Here is a 20,808-nt window from a genome sequence, read left to right as displayed (position 1 = left end):
TTATCGTCTATATCCCCAATACTAGGCATCAGCTGGATTGTCCACACTGCACTCGATGTCTACCCGCAAGCTTCCGGCCCAATTGGAATCCATGTGCGGACCAACCGCACAAATCGCCTGCCAGGTTTCGGGATCGACACGCCGCCGCGATACCCCAGTTGTGGTCAATTGAATCGGAAAACGCACCTGGTGCTGCAGCCCCACCCCACGTGTGGGGGCAATCGGTCCGAACCGCAGTGAAACGGATGCTCCCGATCGCTGGGTATCCCCGATCAGCAGCCAAATCGTCAGGAGCAGCCCCTCACGTTGGGTCGGCGACAACAGCCCGGCGAGCCCGGCCGGGTCGCTCAGGGCTACGACGGGGCCAAGAAACTCGCTCTCCGTGATCGCGTGGTGCAGCCAGGTCTCGGTGCGGCCCTCGATCAGGTGCACGCGCAACTGGGTGGCGAGCGACGCAGCGGTCGTGGCCGTCGACGCGGCCAACGGAAGCGCTGTGCGTCCCTGGGCCACATCGTCGAGCAAGGTCTCCGCATCGAGGTCGAGCCGAGCCAGCTGTTCCGAGGCGAGCATGCCGACCGCAAACCGTGGCTGGGACACGGTGCTCTGCACGAGCACGAGGTCGAGCTCGCGCTGAACCATGCGCCGAAACGCTTGCACAATGCTCGCGCCGACCACCGGCGGTACCACCGCGAGGGTGACCCCGAGAATATCTGGTCCCAGCGTCAGCACGTCGCTGCGGGCTTCGAGCAGGGTTGCAGCGCCCATGATGACACCGAGGGCGAGCGCTGCCAGGGTGATATCGCGAGATTCCCGCAGGGTCGCAATCGTCAGCAGAAAGGCGCCAACGGCTGGAGCCGCGGTGGGAAAGGCCGCCGTTCCCGGAATTCCCATGGATCCGGCCAGGTCGAGGGCGACCACGATCGCGCAGAGGCCGAGGGCTAGTAGAAACAGCCACATGGGCATGCGTGAGGAGAGTTCGTGGACCGCCAGGTTCACCCCGACCGCGATCGCGGCGAGTAACAGCCAGGCCACAATACTCAGTGTGGGCGTGGGGGCCTGGTCCCACTCGACCACCAGCCGCACAGCCAGAAAAACGGCGATGACGGCCGCACTGATGCTCATACCGATACCGAGGTGGCGGGCGCCTAAACCGTTTTGGTCCGAGCGGAAAACGGTGAAATGACCGTCACCACGCAGGCTCGATCGCGGAAACCGCAGCGGCGACAGTGCGGCCCGGGTCGTTTGGCCAGCGGATGATGTCGGCCAGCTTCGCGCGTCCGGCCCGCCCAGCAGGCGCGCACCCACACCGCGCGTGCGAACGGTATCAATGGGTGCGGTGTCGCTCAGCGGACTCATTTGGGAACCTCAAGAACAACCGTCGTTCCGGCACCCGGCGAGGAAAACAGACGAGCGTTGCCCCCCGCGTCACGCAGCCGGGCAACGACCGACTCGGCGACGCCGAGTCGTTCCGAACCGACCTGTCCGAGGTCGAAGCCGACCCCCGTGTCCGTGACCATCGCGCGAATGGTGGCGTCGTCATCCGTTATTGTTACGTCGGCATGATCGACCCCGGAGTGACGGCGCACGTTTTCGAGGCACTCAGAGAGGGCGAGCAGAAAGGAATCGAGCACGTTGCTGGGCAACTGCACCTGCCCGCTGCCGTGCCAGTTGACGGTCAGACCGACCCGTTCGAAGCGCTGACGCACTTCGTCGAGCGTGTCGCCGAGGGTCAGCAGCGAGGCTGGTTCGAGGGTATACCCGCCGGAACGGCTCGGCATCGGCAGGCCGCCGAGCCGCAATTGACGCAGTAGCCGGGCGTCGTCGCCAGCCTGCTTCTGCAGGGCTGCTGGGCTCACTCCGACCCCGGAATGGGCCAGCAGGGTCAGCGTGGCGAGCACGGTATCGTGCAGCAACCGGGCGTCCTGTCGGCGTTGCGCCTCGAGTTCGCTGGCGTGCCGTTCGGCGCGGTAGGCACGCCCGATCGCGGCAATGCGGTGCATTACCCGAGGGACGCTCTGCGCGATAAACCAGGAGGCGAGGGTGAAGGAAAACCACATGGCCACCGTCAGGGTGAGCAGAATGACTTGGTTGGGGGCGCCTACTGTAACGACGGCAACAGTCGCGACGGTCAGCACGAAGAAGGAGCCGAGCATCAGCAGCCGACGTGCGCTCGTGATCAGTACCGCCGCGACCGCGCACATCGGCGCGGTCGCCACCATGCCGATCACGCTTTCCTCGATTGGGTTGGGAGAAACTCCGGGGTGGCTCGCGAAGCCCACGACCAGGATCGTTCCTTCTCCGCAGAGCACGATAAGCACCGCCCAGCGCAGGGCGCCCGTGCTGCCGAGCAGGTACTGCGCGGCCGCCAGCAGCAGGATGAGCGCCACCGCCGCAATGCGCGCGTCTCCGGCAAGGCCACCGGGTACGAACAAGCACGCCAGCGTCGTGGCCGAGCCGGTCAGCCCGGCCGCCTGCACCGCTCTGCGAAGGAGCCGGTCTCGCTCCTTGAGGATGCGTTGCATGGGTGCCTGTCTGGTGGGAGATAAACATGTCTATCTGCACCATACCGGGCGAGACGCCGGAGAGTTCTCCCTAGTCCAACACCCGCCGTATTTGGGCGCCGATCGCTTCGTTCTCGATGAGGAAGCCATCGTGACCATACCCGGATTCCAGCACCACAGCGGTGGGGCCATCGATATTGTTCGGCAGGTGGGCGGCGATGGTGCGCTGGCCGTCGACCGGGAACAGTCGGTCACTGTCGATACCGACGACAACGGACCGGGCGGTGACCCGGCCGAGGGCGGTCGCCACGCCGCCGCGGCCGCGCCCGACATCGTGGGAATTCATGGCTTCGACCAACACGATGTAGCTGTTGGCGTCGAAGCGCCTGGTGAATTTATTCCCGTGAAAGTCAAGATACGATTCCACGGCGAAGCGACCGTTGGCGCCGAGCGGACTGATATCGCTCTGCCAGCCCCGCGCGAAGCGTGCGTTGAGTTCGGCTGGGCTGCGGTAGTTCAACAGGGCCATGCGGCGGGCGAGGGCCAGCCCGCGCGTCGGTCCGTCACCATCTGCTTCATCGTAATAATCGCCGGCCCGAAAGGCCGGGTCGGTGCGAATCGCCTCGATCTGAACCGAGTTGACGGCGATCTGATCGGCCGTGGTGATTGGCGGCGCGGCCAAAATGATCAGGCGCTCGACCCGCTCGGGGGTGATGATCGCCCATTCCAAGGCGTGCATGCCGCCCATTGACCCGCCGATGACGGCAGCCCAGCGGTCGATGCCGAGTCGGTCGCTGAAAACGCGCTGCGCGCTGACCTGGTCGCGAATCGTGAGATAGGGAAAACGGATGCCCCACTCCAGACCGTCCGGAGCCAGCGACGCCGGCCCGGTGCTGCCCTGGCAGCCGCCGAGCATGTTCGGCGCCACGACGAACCACCGGTCGGTGTCGATGGCGAGGCCCGGTCCGACGATGCCGTCCCACCAGCCGCCGGTCTCCTGGCCGGGGCCGGGGGCACCGGCCAGGTGGCTGTCGCCGGTGAGCGCGTGCAGCACGAGCACGGCATTGTCGCCGGCCGGATTGAGGGTGCCCCAGGTCTCGTAGGCGAGCCGCACCATGGGGAGGCTGCCGCCGGCCTCAAAGCTCAGCGGGCCGAGAGTGGCGAATTGCCGGTTTCCCACCGGGTCACCGTCACGCCAGGCACCGGTCGCCGGAGGCTTGCCGAGGACCGAGCGCGCCTGGGCTTCGGTGATGAAGCTCGACGGGACCGTGTCTGCTGATGATTGCCATTCCATATCCGTCCATTCTGTCGGCCGAGTGGACGGCTCGGGCGCATGTTACGTTGTGCGCCCGGGCCCAGCGACCCGGTCAGGCGTCGGCGCGGTCGCGCTTGACGACGGCGCGGGCCGCGGCGAGGCCAGCCTCGAGGTCGGCTTTCAGGTCGGCCACGTTTTCGATGCCGACCGAGAGCCGCACCAGGCCCGGGGTGACGCCGGCGGTGAGCTGCTGCTCCGGGGTGAGCTGGGCGTGCGTGGTCGAGGCCGGGTGAATGACCAGGGAACGCACGTCGCCGATGTTGGCGAGGTGGCTGAACAAGCTCAGATTGTCGACGAGGGCGCGGCCGGCGGCGACTCCGCCCTTGAGTTCGAAGGAGAGCACCGCTCCGACGCCGAGCGGGGCGTACTTGTTGGCGTTGGCGTACCAGGGGCTCGAGGGCAGGCCGGCGTAGTTCACCGAGGCGATGTCGTCGTGGTTGTCGAGCCACTCGGCGATTTCCTGGGCATTCTGCACGTGGCGTTCGATGCGCAGACTGAGCGTCTCGATGCCTTGGATGAGCTGCCAGGCGCTCGCCGGGGCGATGGCGCTTCCGAGGTCACGCAGCAGCTGCACGCGAGCCTTGATGACGTAGGCGATGCCGTCACCGACCGCGGTGGTGTAGCTCGCGCCGTGGTAGGAGGGGTCGGGTTCGGTCAGTCCGGGGAACTTTTCCACATTCTTCGACCACTCGAACTTGCCACCGTCGACGAGAACCCCGCCGATGACGGCGCCGTGGCCGCCGAGGAATTTCGTGGCCGAGTGCACGATGATGTCGGCGCCGTGCTCGAACGGGCGAATCAGGTACGGCGTCGCGATCGTGTTATCGACGATCAGCGGAATGCCGGCGGCGTGGGCGACATCCGCTACCAGAGTTATGTCGAGCACGTTGATGCGCGGGTTTCCGATGGTCTCGGCGAAGAACAGCTTGGTGTTGGGGCGCACCGCACGGGCCCACTCGGCCGCGTCATCCTGGTCTTCCACGAAGGTGGTTTCGATGCCGAGCTTGGCCAGGGTGTACTTGAACAGGTTGTAGGTGCCGCCATAGATCGAGCTGGACGAGACAATGTGGTCGCCGGCCTGGGCGATGTTCAACACCGCAAAAGTGGACGCCGACTGTCCGCTGGACAGCAGCAGCGCCGCGGTGCCCCCCTCGAGTGCGGCCACGCGCTCCTCGACGACGGCCTGGGTGGGGTTCTGGATGCGGGTGTAGATATTGCCGAATTCGGCCAGCGCGAACAGGTTCTGGGCGTGCTCTGCGCTGTTGAAGACATACGAGGTGGTCTGGTAGATCGGCGTCGCCCGAGCGTTGGTGGTCGGGTCCGGGTGTGCTCCGGTGTGAACCTGCTTGGTCTCAAACTTCCACGATGAAGAATTGTCGGTCACGATAGCCTCCGGATCACTCGGCGCGGATTGTCCGGCGCTCTGGCCACGAGCATATGGAGCCGGTGTGAACCCTGCAACGGATGCCGCAACACGGCGTCATCTTCTGCCGGATGCTACTTTCGGTCGCGATGCGGCAGCACAATCGTGCCCGTCGGTGTCGCAGCGCCCGGGCGAAACAGCCACCGGGCTTTCGGCTCGACCAGGGGCCGCATTACCCTCCGCACGATCGGCAGCGAGAGCACGATCGAGATGGCCACGCTCAGCACGATCATCGCCGGAAGCACCCAGCCCGCCTGCGGCCCGTCGAGTACACCGGTTTCACGCAGCGGGTAGAGCAGAAAGGTGTGCAGCAGATAGATATACATCGTGGCCGCTCCGAGCTCACTGAACCAGGTCGTGCGCCGGGGGATCAGCATCAGGAACGCCACGATCAGCGCGAAGGCGAGCAGTATGACGGCCAAACGGATGCCGCCGGCCCACCATGAGGAGTAATCAAACGTCGCGTACGACTCGTCGTAGAGCAGAAAACGGCGCACCTGCAGCTCGCGCAGGGTCTCGATATTGAGGGTGATCAGCAGGTACAGCCCGCCAAACAGCCCGAGCGCCCCGGCCCGCCAGCGCCAGACCAGCCCCGCGCGCAGTTCGAGCCAGGTGTCCGTCAGCAGCCACTGCCGCAGTTTCCAGCCGAACACGAAGAACGGGAGCAGCCCGAGGGTGCGGGCGAGGGTGAAGGTGCCATCGATCGACGAGATGTAGCCGGCGCCGATGGAGATCACAATGCTGATGGTGAGGGGATAGCGCAGCAAGACCAGGTAGGGCAATGCGATCCGCCAGATCAGCAGGGCGAGCAGGAACCAGAGGGTCCAGCTGGCACTGGAGTAATCCAGCAGAAATTTGCCGCCGAGGATCCAGCGCAGCCCGGTCCAGATGGTTTCGAAGATGAGGTACGGAAAAACGATGTCGGTGAGCAGCCGCTGCATCTGTCGCGCGTCGGGAGGCCCCGATTTGGCAAAATAGCCGCTCACGGCAACGAACACCGGCACGTGGAATGCGTAGATGAACAGGTACAGCGTATAGGCGACATCCGCTTCGCCGATGAGTTTGAGAATGGCGTGGCCGATCACCACGAGGGTGACCGCGATCCAGCGCGCGTTGTCCCAGAGGGGTAAGCGACGCTTCTGCGGTCGAGTGGTGGCGGTGCCAAGTGCGCTCATTGAATCCATTCTCCCGCCACAATGGAGAAATGAGTACTCGAAGAGTGGTTGTGACCGGAGCAAGTTCGGGAATCGGAGCGGCGACCGTTCGCCTGTTTCGGCTGCGAGGCTGGGATGTGGTCGGGGTCGCGCGGCGGGCCGACCGCCTCGCTACGCTGCGAGCGGACACGGGAGCGGATGTCTTCACCGCTGACCTGACGCTGCAAGCGGATGTCGACGCCCTCCGCGACTATCTCGCCGCCACCGGCCCGGTGCACGCCCTGGTCAACAATGCCGGCGGCGCCAAAGGCCTCGACACTGTGGAGGCCGGGAGTATCGAGGACTGGGCCTGGATGTTCGAGATCAACGTGCTCGCCGTCAAGCGGGTCACCACGGCGATTCTGCCGCTGCTGCGCTCCGGCATCGACTCCGGGGCCGGGTCGGCCGACATCGTCACCATCACTTCGATCGCCGGGCACGTGGCCTATCTCGGTGGCGGCGGCTACAACGCGGCCAAGTTCGCTGCCCACGCCATGACCGAGGTACTGCGCCTCGAGCTCTCCGGTGAGCCGATTCGGGTGATCGAGATCGCGCCAGGCATGGTCAAAACGGATGAGTTCGGTCTGGTTCGTTTCAACGGTGACGCCGACAAGGCGTTCGCGGCCTACGACAACGTGCCAGATCCGCTATCGGCGGAGGACATCGCGGAGACCATCGTGTCGAGCGTTGAGCGCCCGGCACACGTGAACCTCGACCTGATCGTGATCAAGCCGGTCGCCCAGGCGGCCCCGACACGCATCGCCCGTGGTTCGCTGAAAGTGCGCGAGCTCTAACCACGTTCCGGCCGCGCGGGGGTTGCGCCAATTCGCGGGACCTGCGCCGGTGCGCGGGAGTTTGGGAGCGGGGGCGGTGCTGGCCGGCCTCGTTACGCGGGTGTTCCGCCAGTGCGCGGGACCTGTGGCCTGGCCACAACTCCCGCGTGCCGCGAGGGGGGGCAACTGACCCGGAGCTGCCCTCGAAACTGAGCCATCCTGCCACCGTATTTAGCCACATTTTGAACTGGAGTGGGCATGCTGCCGACATGAGGGTGTCTGCGGGGCCGCTCGCGCGCATCCGCTGGCCGAGGTCGGCGACCACCGTACCCCGGGAGCGGATGCCTGCAGCAGCAGGGGCACAGAAACGGGCCGGACAGGATATGCATCCTGGCCGGCCCGTTTGTGTACTGCAGAGGGTTAGTGCTCGACGGCCTTTTCGGCGCCGTGCCCGGTGAGCGAACGCACCGACATTTCGGCGGCGAGCTTCGGGCTCTCCTTCACGGTGCTGGTGACCGATCCGAGCCAGCCCAGGAAGAACCCGAGCGGGATCGAGATGATGCCCGGGTTGCTCAGCGGGAAGATCGCGAAGTCCACGGCGGCACCGAACATGGAGGTGTCAGTGCCCGAGAATACCGGCGAGAAGATGATCAGAAGCACGGCTGAGGACAGCCCGCCGTACATGCTCCAGACCGCGCCCCGGGTAGTGAAGCCACGCCAGAACAGGGAATAGAGAATGGTGGGCAGGTTGGCGCTCGCCGCGACGGCGAACGCGAGTGCCACGAGGAAGGCGATGTTCTGCCCCTGCACGCCGATACCACCGGCAATGGCGAGGATTCCGATCACGATCACGGTGCGACGGGCAACCTTGACCTCGTCGTCGGGGTTTCCCTTGCCCTTCTTAATGACGGAGCCGTAGATGTCGTGCGCAAAGCTCGTTGCCGCCGTGATGGTGATTCCGGCCACAACGGCCAGGATCGTCGCGAAGGCGATGGCCGAGATGAAGCCGAGCAGCAGCGGACCACCGAGAGCGAGCGCGAGCAGCGGAGCTGCCGAGTTCACTCCACCGGGAGCGGCGAGAACGGTGTCAGCACCAACGAGCGATGCGGCACCGAAGCCCAGCACGAGGGTGAAGATGTAGAACGCGCCGATGAGCCAGATGGCCCAGACCACAGAGCGACGAGCTTCCTTGGCGGTCGGAACCGTGTAGAAGCGCATGAGCACGTGCGGCAGGCCGGCAGTTCCGAGAACCAGGGCGAGGGCGAGCGAGATGAAGTCGAGCGGGTTGGTGCCGTACTTCAGGCCCGGAGCCAGGATCGCATCGGCCGGAACGGAGGTCGAGACGGCAACAGCGCTGTCGAGCAGGGCCGACAGGTTGAACCCGTTCAGGGCCAGTACCCAGATGCTCATGGCGAGTGCACCGATGATGAGCAGGAACGCCTTGACGATCTGCACCCACGTGGTGCCCTTCATACCGCCGACCAGTACGTAGACGATCATCAGCGCGCCGACGACGGTGACCACGATGGACTGGCCGAGCTTGTCGTTGATGCCGAGGAGTAGCGAGACGAGTCCGCCGGCTCCGGCCATCTGGGCGAGCAGGTAGAAGAAGCACACGGCCAGGGTGGTCGTTGCTGCTGCCACGCGTACTGGACCCTGCTTCAACCGGAAGGAGAGCACGTCGGCCATCGTGAACTTGCCGGTGTTGCGCATGAGCTCCGCAACGAGCAGCAGGGCCACGAGCCAGGCGACGAGGAATCCGATCGAGTACATGAACCCGTCGTAGCCGCTGATCGCGATGGCGCCGACGATGCCGAGGAACGACGCCGCCGAGAGGTAGTCGCCGGCGATGGCGAAACCGTTCTGCGGTCCGGTGAACGAGCGGCCACCGGTGTAGTAGTCCGCGGCGGACTTGTTGTTGCGTCCGGAGCGGATGACGATGATCAGGGTCACCGCCACAAAGGCGAGAAAGATGGATATGTTCAGGATCGGGTTGTTTTCAACCGGTTTGACCGTCGTGGCCAGGAGGTGCAGTGCGTTCATCGCTGTTCCATCCGCTCAAGCTCAAGGCGAAGTTCTTCGGTGCGCGGGTCGATCTTGCGGTTCGCGAAGGTCACGTAGGTCATGGTGATGGCGAACGTCGTGACGAACTGGCCGAGGCCGAGCAGCAGTCCGATATTGATGCGGCCGAAGACCGGCGTGGCCATGAACTCGTGCAGGTACGCGGCAGCGAGTACGTAGGCGATGTACCAGACAAAGAAGAAGATTGCCATCGGTACGACGAACCTGTTGCGGGTGCGCTTCAACTCGAGAAAACGGGGGGTCTTTTCAAAAGCCTCGTAGTCGATGATGGACTTCGGTGGGGCGTCTTTCACTGCTTCACTCATGGGGCCTCCTTGCCTTAAGGGTGGAAAGTACGGGTTTTACGGAAAAGTTGTCGGTGCGCGGTTTAGGGCGCGAGCGGTCTTGACCTGGTTAGGAAACGGATGCTGACAGCGCCTGTTTCAAATCGTCGAGAACGGTGGGGTCTTCGATAGTGGGGGGAACGGAATATTCTTCACCGTCGACGATCTGCCGAATGGTTTTGCGAAGAATCTTGCCCGACCGCGTTTTGGGCAGTCGGTCGAGTATGGTGACGTCGCGAAACGCGGCAACCGGGCCGACATGCTCCCGGACGAGCGCGACGAGTTCGGCGGCCAGAACGTCGTGGTCGACACTAGTCCCTACTTTGAGGGTCACGAAACCAGCGGCTCGCTGGCCCTTGAGGGCGTCGTGCACGCCGAGTACCGCGCACTCGGCGACGGCCGGGTGCAGGGTGAGTACCTCTTCGAGCGACCCGGTGGAGAGCCGGTGCCCGGCAACGTTGATCACATCGTCGGTGCGGCCCATCACGAACAGGTAGCCGTCGGCGTCGAAATGGCCGGAGTCGCCGGTGGCGTAGTAGCCGGGGAAGGCGGTCAGGTAAGAACTCGTAAACCGTTCCTCGCTGCCCCAGACCCCGAGCAGGGTTCCGGGCGGCAGGGGGAGTCGAATGGCGATGTTGCCGTCCTTGCCGACTTTCTCGATCGGCTTGCCCTTGGAATCCAGAATGGCAATGTCGTATCCGGGTACCGGGACGGTGGCCGAACCCGGCTTGGTCGGCAATTCTTCAATGCCGAGCAGATTGGCGCAGATCGCCCACCCGGTCTCGGTCTGCCACCAGTGGTCGACGACCGGGCAGTGCAGCCCATTGTTGGCCCAGTGGAAGGTCTCGGGGTCGAGTCGTTCGCCGGCCAGGAACAGGCTGGTCAGGCTCGAAACGTCGTGGTTCTTCAGATCGAGCAGGTCGGGGTCGACCCGGCGGATGGCCCGTATGGCGGTCGGCGCGGTGAACAGAACCTTCACCTTGTAGTCGTCGACGACGCGCCAGAAGGCGCCGGCATCCGGGGTGCCGATCGGCTTGCCCTCATAGAGGACCGTGGTCGCGCCCGCCAGGAGCGGCGCGTAGACGATGTAGGAGTGTCCGACCACCCAGCCGACGTCGGATGCGGCCCAGTAGACGTCGCCCGGTCCCACATCGTAAATGTTGCGCATCGACCAGTTCAGCGCAACGGCATGGCCGCCGTTGTCGCGGATGATGCCCTTGGGCTTACCGGTCGTACCGGACGTGTACAGGATGTACAGCGGGTCTTCGGAGCGCAGGGCGACCGGGTCGGCCGGCGCGGCTTTGGCCTCTTCGGCTGCCCAGTCGAGCCAGACGACATCCGCTTCTGAATGGTTCTGGTAGTCAGCAGCTGAGCCGGGGATGCTGTCCCGGCCCTGCACGATCACGGTGTGCACCGAACCCTGGCTCAGGGCGATGGCCTTGTCGACCAGTGGCAGGTATTCCACCGCGCGGCCAGGCTCCAGGCCGCCGGATGCCGTGACGATGACACTCGGGCGGGCGTCATCAATGCGCACGGCCAGTTCGGTTGCGGCGAAACCACCGAACACGACCGAGTGCACCGCGCCGATGCGGGCGCAGGCGAGCATGGCGACAACGGCTTCGGGAATCATCGGCAGGTAGATGACGACGCGGTCGCCGGTGCCAACACCGTTGGCGCGGAGTACGCCGGCGAACCTGGCGACGCGGCCGAGCAGGTCGAGGTAGCTGAGCTTGACCCGGGTGCCGGTCATGGCGGAGTCATAGATCAGCGCGGTGTGGGCGCCGCGGCCGGCCAGCACGTGGCGGTCGAGTGCGTTGTAGCTGGTATTGAGAGTGCCGCCGGGAAACCAGCTGCCGGTCGCCGGGCCGTCGGGAGCGAGCGCCAGACGGGGCTGCGTGATCCAGTCGATGCCCTCAGCCGCCTCAAGCCAGAAGGCTTCCGTCGACGAAATGCTGCGTCGCCACGCATCCCGGTAGCTCGCACCTGATTCGCCGTTCATGTCTATCTTCTCCATCGAAGTGCCTCTGTATACAAAGAGTGGTTGAAGTATTGCATATAACCCAGCATTGTGGAATAGGATCTGAGTTGTGTATACAGAAACCGCAATGTTGGGGTTAGACGTGCCGCTCCGCGCCAGTGAGCGAGCGTACCGTCAGCTGCGCGGGGAAATCCTGAACGGATTCCTCGCACCAGGGGCTGCCCTGCTCGAAGTCGAACAGGCCGAGCGTATTGGCATATCGCGCACCCCGCTGCGGGAAGCGGTGGCCCGATTGATTGCCGATGGACTCGTCGTCGGTCGCCGAGGCCGTGGCTTTGAAGTCACCGATATCTCGGTCGACAGTATTTCCGAACTTTACGAACTGCGCCAGGCGCTTGAGGTGCAGGCCATTCGTCTGGCGGCGATTCGCCGTGATCCCACCCCGTTCGCCCTGCTCCGTGAGGGCTTCGTCAATGCTCCGCAGCTGCTGGAACAGGGCGACGTCGGAGTGCACCGATACTACGGGCTGATCGATGAACTCGAAGATGCCATCGATGTCGCGGTCGGCAACCCCTTTCTCGTCGGCGCCCTGCGCGCCGTACGCACCCACTTGGCCCGAATTCGTCGGTTGGCCCGGAGAAATCCGCTGCGGCTCCATGCCGCGGCGGCCGAGCATCTGCTGATTCTCGACGCCATCATCGCCGGCGATCCGTCGCTGGCGGCCCATGCCACCCATATTCATCTTCATCAAAGCCTCCAGAGCGTCCTCGCGGCGATCGATGAGGGTTCGGCCACTGTCGCCAATTAGCGGCCCTGGTCACCTAACGAAGGGATCCACAGTGCAGCTTCACCACGTTCGAGTTCACAAGAGCGACGAGAATCTGGCCCGCGAGGACCAGCTGGCCTGGAAAATCGCCGAGGTCGCCGCCGACCCGGCCCTCGTCTCTGAAGAGGTGACCGAGATGGTCATCAACCGGGTGATCGACAACGCCTCCGTCGCGGCGGCCAGCCTGACTCGTCGCCCGGTGATCGCCGCCCGCTCGCAGGCGCTCGCACATCCGCGTTCCAATGGCGGCGACGGAGCGACTGTGTTCGGCCTCGCCCCCGCCCGCCGGGTTTCCCCGGAGTGGGCGGCCTGGGCCAACGGTGTGGCCGTGCGTGAACTCGACTATCACGACACGTTCCTCGCCGCCGAGTACTCGCACCCCGGCGACAATATCCCGCCGATCACGGCGGTCGCCCAGCACCTCGCGGCCTCCCGCGGCCTGACCGGCAGCGACCTGATTCGCGGCATCGCCACCGGCTACGAGATTCAGATCGACCTGGTGAAATCGATCAGCCTGCACGCGCACAAGATCGACCACGTTGCCCACCTCGGCCCGTCGGTCGCCGCCGGTATCGGCACCCTGCTCGGCCTCGACAAGGAAACCATCTTTCAGGCCGTCGGTCAGGCGCTGCACACCACGACCGCGACGCGCCAATCCCGCAAGGGCGAAATCTCCAGCTGGAAGGCGCACGCCCCGGCTTTCGCTGGCAAGATGGCTGTCGAAGCCGTCGACCGTGCGCTGCGCGGCGAAACCAGCCCGACTCCCATCTATGAGGGCGAAGACGGCGTCATCGCCTGGCTGCTCGACGGCCCGGACGGCTCCTATGACGTGTCGCTGCCGAAAGCCGGCAGCATCAAGCGGGCCATTCTGGACAGCTATACCAAGGAGCACTCGGCCGAATACCAGGCGCAGGCCTGGATCGACCTCGCTCGCAAGCTGCACAACGAACACCCCGAACTGCTCGTCGCCGGGGCTATCACGAGCGTTGTCATCCACACCAGCCACCACACGCACTATGTGATCGGCTCCGGCGCCAACGACCCGCAGAAGTACGACCCCACCGCGAGCCGCGAGACGCTCGACCACTCCATTCCCTATATCTTCACGGTCGCTCTGCAGGACGGCAGCTGGAACCACGTCGATTCCTACAGCCCGGAACGAGCCGGCCGCCCAGACACCATCGCCCTGTGGCAGACCGTCACAACCACCGAGGATAAGGAGTGGACGCGTCGCTACCACTCCCTCGACCCGGCCGAGAAGGCCTTCGGCGGTCGCGTCGAGATCGAACTGGCCAATGGAACCCGCATCGTGGACGAGATTGCCGTCGCCGATGCGCATCCGCTCGGAGCTCGCCCCTTCGCCCGCGCGGAGTACATCAACAAGTTCCGCACCCTCGCTGCCCCGGTCATGGAGGCGTCGGAGATTGAACGCTTTCTCGCTCTGGCCCAGCGTCTGCCCGAGCTCGGCGCGGCTGAGCTCGGCGGCCTGACCATCGTGGCCAAGCCGGGATTGCTCTCCTCCATTACTGCGCCGATCGGAATCTTCTAATGCTGTACGCCAGGCGCGACGCCGCTGACAAGCGCATTGCCCTGCGCCAGGGCCTAAAAAGCGGCAAGATTTTGCGCTTTCCGGGCGCGTTCAACCCGCTTTCGGCCAAACTCATTCAGCAGAAGGGGTTCGAGGGCGTCTACATTTCGGGTGCCGTGCTCTCGGCCGACCTCGGCCTGCCCGACATTGGCCTGACCACCCTCACCGAGGTGGCCGGCCGGTCGCAGCAGATCGCCCGGATGACCGACCTGCCGGCCATCGTCGATGCCGACACCGGCTTCGGCGAGCCGATGAACGTGGCGCGCACCATTCAGACTCTCGAGGATGCCGGCCTGGCCGGAATGCACATCGAGGACCAGATCAACCCGAAACGCTGCGGTCACCTGGACGGCAAGCAGGTCGTGGATGCGGACACCGCGATCAAGCGCATCCGCGCGGCGGTCGATGCCCGCCGGGATGCGAACTTTCTCGTGATGGCGCGCACGGACATCCGTGCCGTCGACGGTTTGGATGCCGCGGTGACTCGGGCAAAGCAGCTGCAGGATGCCGGAGCGGACGCGATCTTCCCCGAGGCGATGGGCAGCCTGGCCGAGTTCGAGACGATCCGGGCGGCCGTCTCGGTGCCGATCCTGGCGAACATGACCGAATTCGGCAAGGGCGAGCTGTACACCGTGCAGCAGCTCGAAAACGTGGGCATGAACCTGGTGATCTTTCCGGTGTCGTTGCTGCGCCTCGCGATGGGGTCGGCGGCCCGCGGACTCGATGCGATCGAGCAGACCGGCTCGCTCACGACGATGCTGCCCGAGATGCAGCACCGGGCTGACCTGTACGAATTGCTCGACTACGCGTCGTATAGCCAGTTCGATTCGGGTATCTTCGATTTCACGCTGAACCCGCACATTTCGTCCAAGGTATAAGGGGAGCATAATGTCTGACACGGAAACACTCGCTCCACACGTCTATAAGGGGCTGACCGGCGTGGTCGTCGACACGACCGCGGTCTCCAAGGTCAACCCGGAGACCAACTCGCTGCTCTACCGTGGCTACCCGGTGCAGGAACTCGCGGCGAAGAAGAGCTTCGAGGAGGTCGCCTACCTGCTCTGGCACGGGGAGCTGCCCGACGACCAACAGCTGGCCGAGTTCGAGGCCCTCGAACGATCGCTGCGCCACCTCAACCCGGTCGTCAAGCGCATCATCGACGAACTGCCGTTGACCGCGCACCCGATGGATGTCATGCGCACCGCGGTGAGCGTTATCGGAGCGAGCGATCCGGAAGCCGAGAACCCGTCGCCGGAATCCGACCTGGCCAAGTCGATTCGGCTGTTCGCCCAGCTGCCCGCGATCGTGTCGTACGACCAGCGGCGTCGGCATGGGCTCGACCTGGTCGAGCCGCGCGACGACCTCGGCTACTCGGCGAACTTTTTGCACATGGCCTTCGGGGAGGTGCCTGAGGTCGTCGTCGTCAACGCTTTCGACGTGTCGATGATTCTCTACGCCGAGCACTCCTTCAACGCCTCGACGTTCACCGCGCGGGTGATCACCTCAACCCTGTCAGACCTCTATTCGGCCGTGACCGGCGCGGTCGGGGCGCTCAAGGGAGCATTGCACGGCGGCGCGAACGAAGCCGTCATGCACACCTTCACCGAGATCGGCCTCGGCGCTGGCTCGGCCGCCCGGGCCGAGCCCTGGCTCGCGCAGGCGCTCGCCGAGAAGCGCAAGATCATGGGCTTCGGGCACCGCGTCTATAAGAGCGGCGACTCGCGCGTACCGACCATGCGGGCGGCGCTCGTCACCCTGGCCCTGCACTACGAGAAGCCGGAGCTGCTCGAACTCTACGAAGCCCTCGAGACGGCGATGACGACGCGCAAGGCGATCCTGCCCAACCTCGACTACCCCTCGGGCCCGGCCTACCACCTGATGGGGTTCGACACCCTCACCTTCACGCCGCTGTTCGTTGCGGCGCGCATCACCGGGTGGACCGCGCACATCATGGAGCAAAAGACCAGCAACGCACTGATTCGCCCGCTGTCGGCCTACAACGGGCTCGACCAGCGTCAGGTTCCGTAGCGCTTCTTCTTCGCGCCGGATAAACCGCAACGAGCGGATGCCGCGCTGCCGGTCGGCAGCGCGGCATCCGCTTTATTGTGCCTGCGGTCACGGCGCTTGCGTCTTTCGTTAGCATTGTCGAATGACACTTGACGCACCTCTTTCGAGCAACGACACAGCCACGACCGAAACGAAGGTCACCGCGTGAGCGTGCACCTGGTCGGCGGCGGAGGAGACCCGGCCCACAATGCCCAGGTGCTCGGAACGTTCCTGTCCGAGGTTGTGGCTCACGCCGCACAGGCTGGCCGTGACGAACCGATCGTGGCTATCATCACCGTCGGCCCGGGCAGCGCCCACGCCGAGGAACTGGCTGCCTCGCTCGGCGACAGTGTGCAGACCCGCCGCACCGTACTCGCGCCCGGCGATACCGGCGACCTCACCGCTCTGGGCGCTGTCGACGGCATTCTCATCGGCGGCGGCGTGACCCCCGATTACCTGGCCGCACTGCTCCCCATAGCCGGCGAGATTCGCCGCCAGGTATCGGCCGGCGTGCCCTACCTCGGCTTCTCGGCCGGTGCCATGATCGCCGCCGAACGAGCCCTGATCGGCGGCTGGCGCATCGGCGGCGTCGAGGTGACGCCCGAAGACGTCTCCGAGGGCCTCGACGAGATCACCCTCGCCCAGGGCATCGGACTGCTCGACGTCACGGTCGACGTGCACGCCGCCCAGTCCGGCAGCCTGTCCCGGTTGATCGCGGCGACCGAGGCCGGCCTGATCGACGGCGGCCTCGCCATCGACGAGAACACCGTGCTCGTGGTCGGCGAGGGCGCACTTCGCGTGCTCGGCGCCGGCAGCGTCTGGAACGTCAGCCAGGCCGACGGCGGCGTGCTCGTGAGCACCATCGGCGCCTGACCCGCGCATGACAGCCTGCACAACGGATGCCGCAACATGCGTACCGAGTCAGCTCGCGGCGGTCGCCACCCCATCAGGTACCTGCCGGGTTGATCGGGCGCGCCCGGTCGGCCGGGTGAGGTCGTGAACCTCGACGCCCTCGCGGCCAGCGGCGACATCGATCCGGGCTGGGCGCTCGCCCTCGCACCCGTGGCCGATGACCTGGCCAGGATCGGCGAGTTCCTGACGCGTGAACGAGCCGCCGGCCGCGCCGTGCTGCCCGCTGCGGAGCACCTGCTGCGCGCGTTCCGCCAGCCGTTCGACGCCGTGCGGGTGCTCATCGTCGGGCAGGATCCGTATCCGACTCCGGGCCATCCGATCGGCCTGGCCTTCGCCGTCAAAGCCGACGTGCGCCCGCTTCCGCGCAGCCTCGGCAATATCTACACTGAATATGAAGCCGATCTCGGCCTGCCGCGACCCGAGCACGGCGACCTCTCGGCCTGGACCGATCAGGGCGTGCTGCTGCTGAACCGGGTGCTCAGCGTCGGTGCGGGAGCGGCCGGTTCGCACCGCCGCCAGGGATGGGAAGCGGTGACCGACCAGGCCATTCGCGCACTGGCCGGGCGGGGACATCCGCTGGTCGCGATTTTGTGGGGACAGGATGCCGGCGCGCTCAAGCCACTGCTCGGCGACACGCCCGTGCACGAGTCGGTGCACCCGAGTCCACTATCGGCCTGGCGTGGTTTTTTCGGTTCGAAGCCATTCAGCAACGCCAACCGGCTGTTGACCGGGCAGGGGGCTGCATCGGTGAACTGGGAGCTTCCGGTAATCTGGAATCAACCAGAAAGGGGAGTGCCCGGTGCTTGAGGAAGAATACGAGCCTCGTCGTCGGTTGCCCCGCCACCTGCGGCCGGAAACCGCCGTCGAGACGCCGTTCGAATACACGATGCGTGAGGTGCGGGCGACCGACCTGCCGCACATTCGCGAAATTTACAATTATTACGTAGCCAACAGCACCGTCACTTTTGACGAAGATGCCATGACTCTCCCCGAGTGGCGCGACAAGTTCTACTACCTGAACAAGCAGGGCATGCCGTTCATCGTTGCCGTCTCACCGGCCGGCCAGATTCTCGGCTATGCCCTGGTCGCCCCGTGGAAACAGAAGAAGGCCTACCGGTTCACGGTCGAAAACTCGATCTACCTCGGCGCCGCGTCCACCGGAAAGGGACTCGGGCGCGAGCTGCTCGGCGAACTGATCAAGCGGTCGAAGGCGGCCGGCCTGAAGGAGATCATCGCCGTGATCGCGGATCAGGGAGCGGATGCCTCGATCAAGCTGCACCGCGACTTCGGTTTCGAGGAGATCGGCCGCATGGGCAAGGTCGGTTTCAAGTTCGAGCGCTGGCTCGGCACTATTCTGCTGCAGAAGAGTCTGAAGTAGCCCCGTCGGCCCAGCTCATGGGGCCGACGTTGGCAGGTCGCGGGGCATAGGGACCGAAGTTGGCGTCTCGCGGGCGTGCCCGGGCTCAGCGCGTGCCGCGCGGCGTGTTCAGGCGGCCGACGGCGTTGAGTACCGCACGTCGCGGAGAGATGCTCGCGACCCGGGCGAGCAGGGCGTTGCGGGCGCCGACCAGCACGACCGAGGGCGTGACCGAGCGGTCGAGCGCCGAGAACGAGGCGCGCATAACCTCGTCGACCGTGAGCGGTGTGCCCTTCTTGCCGCCGCCGGTCTTGGCGACCTCGAAGAACTCGGTGTCGGCGGGACCTGGGCAGATCGCCGTGACCTTGAGGCCGCTCGCCCGCGTTTCGTAACTGATCGCCTCGGTGTAGCTGAGCACGTAGGCCTTGGTCGCGCCGTACACCGCCATGCGCGGCACCGGCTGGAATGCGGCCGTGCTGGCCAGGTTCACCAGCGCCGCAGTGTGCGGATGCAGCGAGGCGGTCTCGACCAGATCGGGCAGGAAGGCGTGGGTCAGCGCGGTCAGCGCGTGCACGTTGAGCGCCACCTGCTCGCGTTCGCGGGCCTCGTCCGACTCGAGCACGGTGCCGAAGGTGGCGAATCCGGCATTGTTCACGAGGGTGCCGATGGTGATTGCCCGCTCACGCAGGTCGCGCACCAGCTCGGGGACGGCATCCGCTTCGGTGAGATCGAGCGGAATCACGGTGGAAACGGTGCCGTATTTCTCGGCGAGATCGACCGCGAGGGATTCGAGCCGGGCCTGGCGACGGGCGACGAGTACCAGATCCGCGCCGCGCTGGGCGAGCGCGTGGGCGTACCCGACGCCGAGTCCGCTCGACGCTCCGGTGATGAGCGCGGTGGTGCCGATGGGGTTGTACAAAGCGCTGGCCATGGATTGAGGCTAGCCTCGTTGTGCCGCCCCGGCCAGTGCTGCCTGATTGGCGACCGTCGCCGAACTAGGCTCGGGTCATGGCTGATCCACACGAACTGACCGCCCTTGAGCAATGGCAGGCCCTGCAGAACCGCGAAATCAGCCCGGGCGAGCTCGCCGAGCACTACCTCGCCCGCATCGAGAAGTACAATCCGGCACTCGGTGCCTTTGTCACGGTGACGGCAGACGCGGCCAGGGCCAGGGCCCGTTACGTTGAAGAGCGGATGCCGCGCACCGCGCCGCTCTGGGGCCTCCCGTTCGCCGACAAGGACCTGTACCTGCGTGCCGGGGTGCCGGCCAGGTTCGGCTCCCGCCTCTTCGCCGACTATGTGCCCGACGAGTCGGATGAGCTTGTGCAGGCCCTCGACGACGCCGGGGGAGTCAGCCTCGGCAAGACGAACACGCCGGAATTCGGCCTCGCCTCCTACACCGAAAGCCTCGCGGCACCGCCGGCTCGCACGCCGTGGAACCTTGCGCTCGGCGCCGGCGGATCCAGCGGCGGCGCCGCCGCCGCGGTCGCCGCCCGCCTGCTGCCGTTCGCGCCGGGCTCCGATGGCGGCGGGTCCATCCGCATCCCAGCGGCCGCCTGCGGGCTGGTCGGCCTCAAGCCGAGCCGCGGACGGGTGCCGTCCGCTTCCGGAGTCGACAAGCTCGGTGGCCTCGCCGTCGGCGGCCCGATCGCCCGCACGGTAGCGGATGCCGCCCTGCTGCTCGATGCCATGATCGCGCCGCGAGATGGTCACCCCGACCACCACTATGCCTTGCGGGCTCCGGGAGACGAAGCTCCGCTGCTGGCCGCGGCGGTGCGCGGCGATGGGCGGTTTCAGCTCGGCGTCATGACCACTTCAGCCTGGGATAACGATTACTCCATTTCGATTGCGCCCGAAGCCCAGGCCGCGCTCGATCTCGCCGTGGCCGGTTTCGCCGCGCTGCAGCACGGCCTCGAGGAGACGGCACTCGTGCCCGACGCGAGCTATGTGCCGGCGTTTCGCACAATTTGGCAAGCGGGCGCGGCGACCATCCCGGCCGAAACCGACGCAGACGTCGCCCTGCTTGAACCGCTGACCCAGTGGCTGCTCGCCCGAGGTCGTGCCCTCGGTGCCCGGGAACTCGCCGAGGCGCTGGCCGCACTGTCCGCGTTCGAGCGTTCGTTCATTCGCCAGCTGTCGAAATTCGATGCGGTGCTGACCCCGGCGATGGCGCTGACGCCGCGGCCGGTCGGCTGGTACGACGCGCACGACGGCGAGGCGAACTTCGCCCAGCAGGTGCAGTACACGCCGTTCACCTCGATGATCAACGTGAGCGGGCTGCCGGCCATCGTGCTGCCGGTGCACCAGACCGACGACGGCCTGCCGATGGGCGTGCAGCTCATCGGGCGACCCGGCGGCGAAGCGACGCTGCTGGCGCTCGGCGCGCAGCTGGAGCGGCGCATCCGCTGGCAGGACCGCGTGCCGCCCGACCCTGCGTAGGCCTGACCGGGCGTTGGCCTCACCGGGCGTGAGCCCGGAGTCAACCAGAGTC

Annotated in this window: 19 protein-coding genes; 9 read left to right on the top strand and 10 right to left on the bottom strand. The window is 65.8% G+C overall.

The genetic code is table 11. From position 1 onward, the window contains the following. Positions 1 to 21: 21 nt before the first annotated feature. The 5 genes from E3T41_RS17000 to E3T41_RS16980 form a co-directional block, all read right to left on the bottom strand. Positions 22 to 1,356: a hypothetical protein gene (locus E3T41_RS17000; protein WP_104132782.1), complete on the bottom strand. Its 1,335-nt coding sequence runs from the start codon at positions 1,354 to 1,356 to the stop codon at positions 22 to 24. Beyond that, positions 1,353 to 2,522, bottom strand: coding sequence for a sensor histidine kinase (locus E3T41_RS16995; protein WP_092451308.1), 1,170 nt, complete (start codon positions 2,520 to 2,522; stop codon positions 1,353 to 1,355). The genes E3T41_RS17000 and E3T41_RS16995 overlap by 4 nt, the downstream gene beginning before the upstream one ends. 70 nt (positions 2,523 to 2,592) lie before the next feature. Further along, positions 2,593 to 3,795, bottom strand: a complete 1,203-nt coding sequence (locus tag E3T41_RS16990; protein WP_092451306.1) for a homoserine O-acetyltransferase — start codon at positions 3,793 to 3,795, stop codon at positions 2,593 to 2,595. A gap of 73 nt (positions 3,796 to 3,868) precedes the next feature. After that, positions 3,869 to 5,200: a bifunctional o-acetylhomoserine/o-acetylserine sulfhydrylase gene (locus tag E3T41_RS16985; RefSeq protein WP_092451304.1), complete on the bottom strand. Its 1,332-nt coding sequence runs from the start codon at positions 5,198 to 5,200 to the stop codon at positions 3,869 to 3,871. Positions 5,201 to 5,313: 113 nt separating this feature from the next. Further along, positions 5,314 to 6,414: an acyltransferase family protein gene (locus E3T41_RS16980; protein WP_233195370.1), complete on the bottom strand. Its 1,101-nt coding sequence runs from the start codon at positions 6,412 to 6,414 to the stop codon at positions 5,314 to 5,316. A gap of 29 nt (positions 6,415 to 6,443) precedes the next feature. Between E3T41_RS16980 and E3T41_RS16975 the strand changes: the two genes are divergently transcribed. After that, a complete protein-coding gene (locus E3T41_RS16975; RefSeq protein ID WP_170851578.1) occupies positions 6,444 to 7,226 on the top strand; it encodes an SDR family NAD(P)-dependent oxidoreductase in 783 nt (260 codons plus the stop codon). A 399-nt stretch (positions 7,227 to 7,625) separates the two neighbouring features. Here the strand turns inward: E3T41_RS16975 and E3T41_RS16970 are convergent, their stop codons facing one another. The 3 genes from E3T41_RS16970 to E3T41_RS16960 form a co-directional block, all read right to left on the bottom strand. After that, entirely contained in the window at positions 7,626 to 9,248 is a 1,623-nt protein-coding gene (locus E3T41_RS16970; RefSeq protein ID WP_092451298.1) for a cation acetate symporter, read from the bottom strand. Further along, positions 9,245 to 9,592, bottom strand: coding sequence for a DUF485 domain-containing protein (locus E3T41_RS16965; RefSeq protein ID WP_092451296.1), 348 nt, complete (start codon positions 9,590 to 9,592; stop codon positions 9,245 to 9,247). Before E3T41_RS16965 ends, E3T41_RS16970 begins: the two co-directional genes overlap by 4 nt. An 88-nt stretch (positions 9,593 to 9,680) precedes the next feature. Further along, on the bottom strand, positions 9,681 to 11,609 hold the full coding sequence (locus tag E3T41_RS16960; protein WP_104132778.1) for an acetate--CoA ligase: 1,929 nt from the start codon (positions 11,607 to 11,609) through the stop codon (positions 9,681 to 9,683). Between the two features lie 88 nt (positions 11,610 to 11,697). On the opposite strand from E3T41_RS16960, the gene E3T41_RS16955 reads away from it, so the two are divergent. From E3T41_RS16955 to E3T41_RS16940, 4 genes are read left to right on the top strand one after another with little or no spacing between them, the layout of a single operon-like run. After that, positions 11,698 to 12,396 (top strand): GntR family transcriptional regulator, encoded by a 699-nt coding sequence (locus E3T41_RS16955; protein WP_370257963.1) that lies wholly within the window; start codon positions 11,698 to 11,700, stop codon positions 12,394 to 12,396. A 31-nt stretch (positions 12,397 to 12,427) separates the two neighbouring features. Beyond that, positions 12,428 to 13,963 (top strand): MmgE/PrpD family protein, encoded by a 1,536-nt coding sequence (locus tag E3T41_RS16950; protein WP_233195369.1) that lies wholly within the window; start codon positions 12,428 to 12,430, stop codon positions 13,961 to 13,963. After that, a complete protein-coding gene (gene prpB, locus E3T41_RS16945) occupies positions 13,963 to 14,880 on the top strand; it encodes a methylisocitrate lyase (RefSeq protein WP_092451288.1) in 918 nt (305 codons plus the stop codon). The genes E3T41_RS16950 and prpB overlap by 1 nt, the downstream gene beginning before the upstream one ends. Positions 14,881 to 14,890: 10 nt before the next feature. Beyond that, positions 14,891 to 16,030 (top strand): bifunctional 2-methylcitrate synthase/citrate synthase, encoded by a 1,140-nt coding sequence (locus E3T41_RS16940; RefSeq protein ID WP_134479452.1) that lies wholly within the window; start codon positions 14,891 to 14,893, stop codon positions 16,028 to 16,030. Here the strand turns inward: E3T41_RS16940 and E3T41_RS18080 are convergent. Then, entirely contained in the window at positions 16,018 to 16,158 is a 141-nt protein-coding gene (locus tag E3T41_RS18080; RefSeq protein ID WP_158251651.1) for a hypothetical protein, read from the bottom strand. The genes E3T41_RS16940 and E3T41_RS18080 overlap by 13 nt on opposite strands. Positions 16,159 to 16,213: 55 nt before the next feature. On the opposite strand from E3T41_RS18080, the gene E3T41_RS16935 reads away from it, so the two are divergent. From E3T41_RS16935 to E3T41_RS16925, 3 genes are all read left to right on the top strand, one after another. Continuing rightward, a complete protein-coding gene (locus E3T41_RS16935) occupies positions 16,214 to 16,921 on the top strand; it encodes a Type 1 glutamine amidotransferase-like domain-containing protein (protein WP_092451283.1) in 708 nt (235 codons plus the stop codon). 123 nt (positions 16,922 to 17,044) lie between these two features. Next, the gene (locus E3T41_RS16930) at positions 17,045 to 17,767 is read left to right on the top strand and encodes a uracil-DNA glycosylase (RefSeq protein WP_092451281.1); all 723 of its coding nucleotides are present in this window, start codon (positions 17,045 to 17,047) and stop codon (positions 17,765 to 17,767) included. Next, positions 17,760 to 18,338: a GNAT family N-acetyltransferase gene (locus tag E3T41_RS16925; RefSeq protein WP_170851577.1), complete on the top strand. Its 579-nt coding sequence runs from the start codon at positions 17,760 to 17,762 to the stop codon at positions 18,336 to 18,338. Before E3T41_RS16930 ends, E3T41_RS16925 begins: the two co-directional genes overlap by 8 nt. A gap of 85 nt (positions 18,339 to 18,423) precedes the next feature. Here the strand turns inward: E3T41_RS16925 and E3T41_RS16920 are convergent, their stop codons facing one another. Then, on the bottom strand, positions 18,424 to 19,248 hold the full coding sequence (locus tag E3T41_RS16920; protein WP_092451279.1) for an SDR family oxidoreductase: 825 nt from the start codon (positions 19,246 to 19,248) through the stop codon (positions 18,424 to 18,426). Positions 19,249 to 19,325: 77 nt separating this feature from the next. On the opposite strand from E3T41_RS16920, the gene E3T41_RS16915 reads away from it, so the two are divergent. Continuing rightward, positions 19,326 to 20,756, top strand: coding sequence for an amidase (locus E3T41_RS16915; RefSeq protein WP_134479451.1), 1,431 nt, complete (start codon positions 19,326 to 19,328; stop codon positions 20,754 to 20,756). The last annotated feature ends 52 nt before the right edge of the window (positions 20,757 to 20,808 follow it).

It is taken from the genome of Cryobacterium sp. Hh38 (assembly GCF_004403235.1).
GTDB classification, from domain to species: domain Bacteria; phylum Actinomycetota; class Actinomycetes; order Actinomycetales; family Microbacteriaceae; genus Cryobacterium; species Cryobacterium levicorallinum.
The sequence above is the reverse complement of the archived record's forward strand: the minus strand, read 5'-3'. Positions and strand labels throughout refer to the sequence as shown.

Bases quoted from the DNA above. Each gene is read 5' to 3' on its own strand.
- E3T41_RS16940 (WP_134479452.1), top strand. From the start codon at position 14,891: ATGTCTGACACGGAAACACTCGCTCCACACGTCTATAAGGGGCTGACC.
- E3T41_RS16990 (WP_092451306.1), bottom strand. From the start codon at position 3,795: ATGGAATGGCAATCATCAGCAGACACGGTCCCGTCGAGCTTCATCACC.
- prpB (WP_092451288.1), top strand. From the start codon at position 13,963: ATGCTGTACGCCAGGCGCGACGCCGCTGACAAGCGCATTGCCCTGCGC.
- E3T41_RS16965 (WP_092451296.1), bottom strand. From the start codon at position 9,592: ATGAGTGAAGCAGTGAAAGACGCCCCACCGAAGTCCATCATCGACTAC.
- E3T41_RS16980 (WP_233195370.1), bottom strand. From the start codon at position 6,414: ATGAGCGCACTTGGCACCGCCACCACTCGACCGCAGAAGCGTCGCTTA.
- E3T41_RS16970 (WP_092451298.1), bottom strand. From the start codon at position 9,248: ATGAACGCACTGCACCTCCTGGCCACGACGGTCAAACCGGTTGAAAAC.
- E3T41_RS17000 (WP_104132782.1), bottom strand. From the start codon at position 1,356: ATGAGTCCGCTGAGCGACACCGCACCCATTGATACCGTTCGCACGCGC.
- E3T41_RS16995 (WP_092451308.1), bottom strand. From the start codon at position 2,522: ATGCAACGCATCCTCAAGGAGCGAGACCGGCTCCTTCGCAGAGCGGTG.
- E3T41_RS16960 (WP_104132778.1), bottom strand. From the start codon at position 11,609: ATGAACGGCGAATCAGGTGCGAGCTACCGGGATGCGTGGCGACGCAGC.
- E3T41_RS16920 (WP_092451279.1), bottom strand. From the start codon at position 19,248: ATGGCCAGCGCTTTGTACAACCCCATCGGCACCACCGCGCTCATCACC.
- E3T41_RS16975 (WP_170851578.1), top strand. From the start codon at position 6,444: ATGAGTACTCGAAGAGTGGTTGTGACCGGAGCAAGTTCGGGAATCGGA.
- E3T41_RS16915 (WP_134479451.1), top strand. From the start codon at position 19,326: ATGGCTGATCCACACGAACTGACCGCCCTTGAGCAATGGCAGGCCCTG.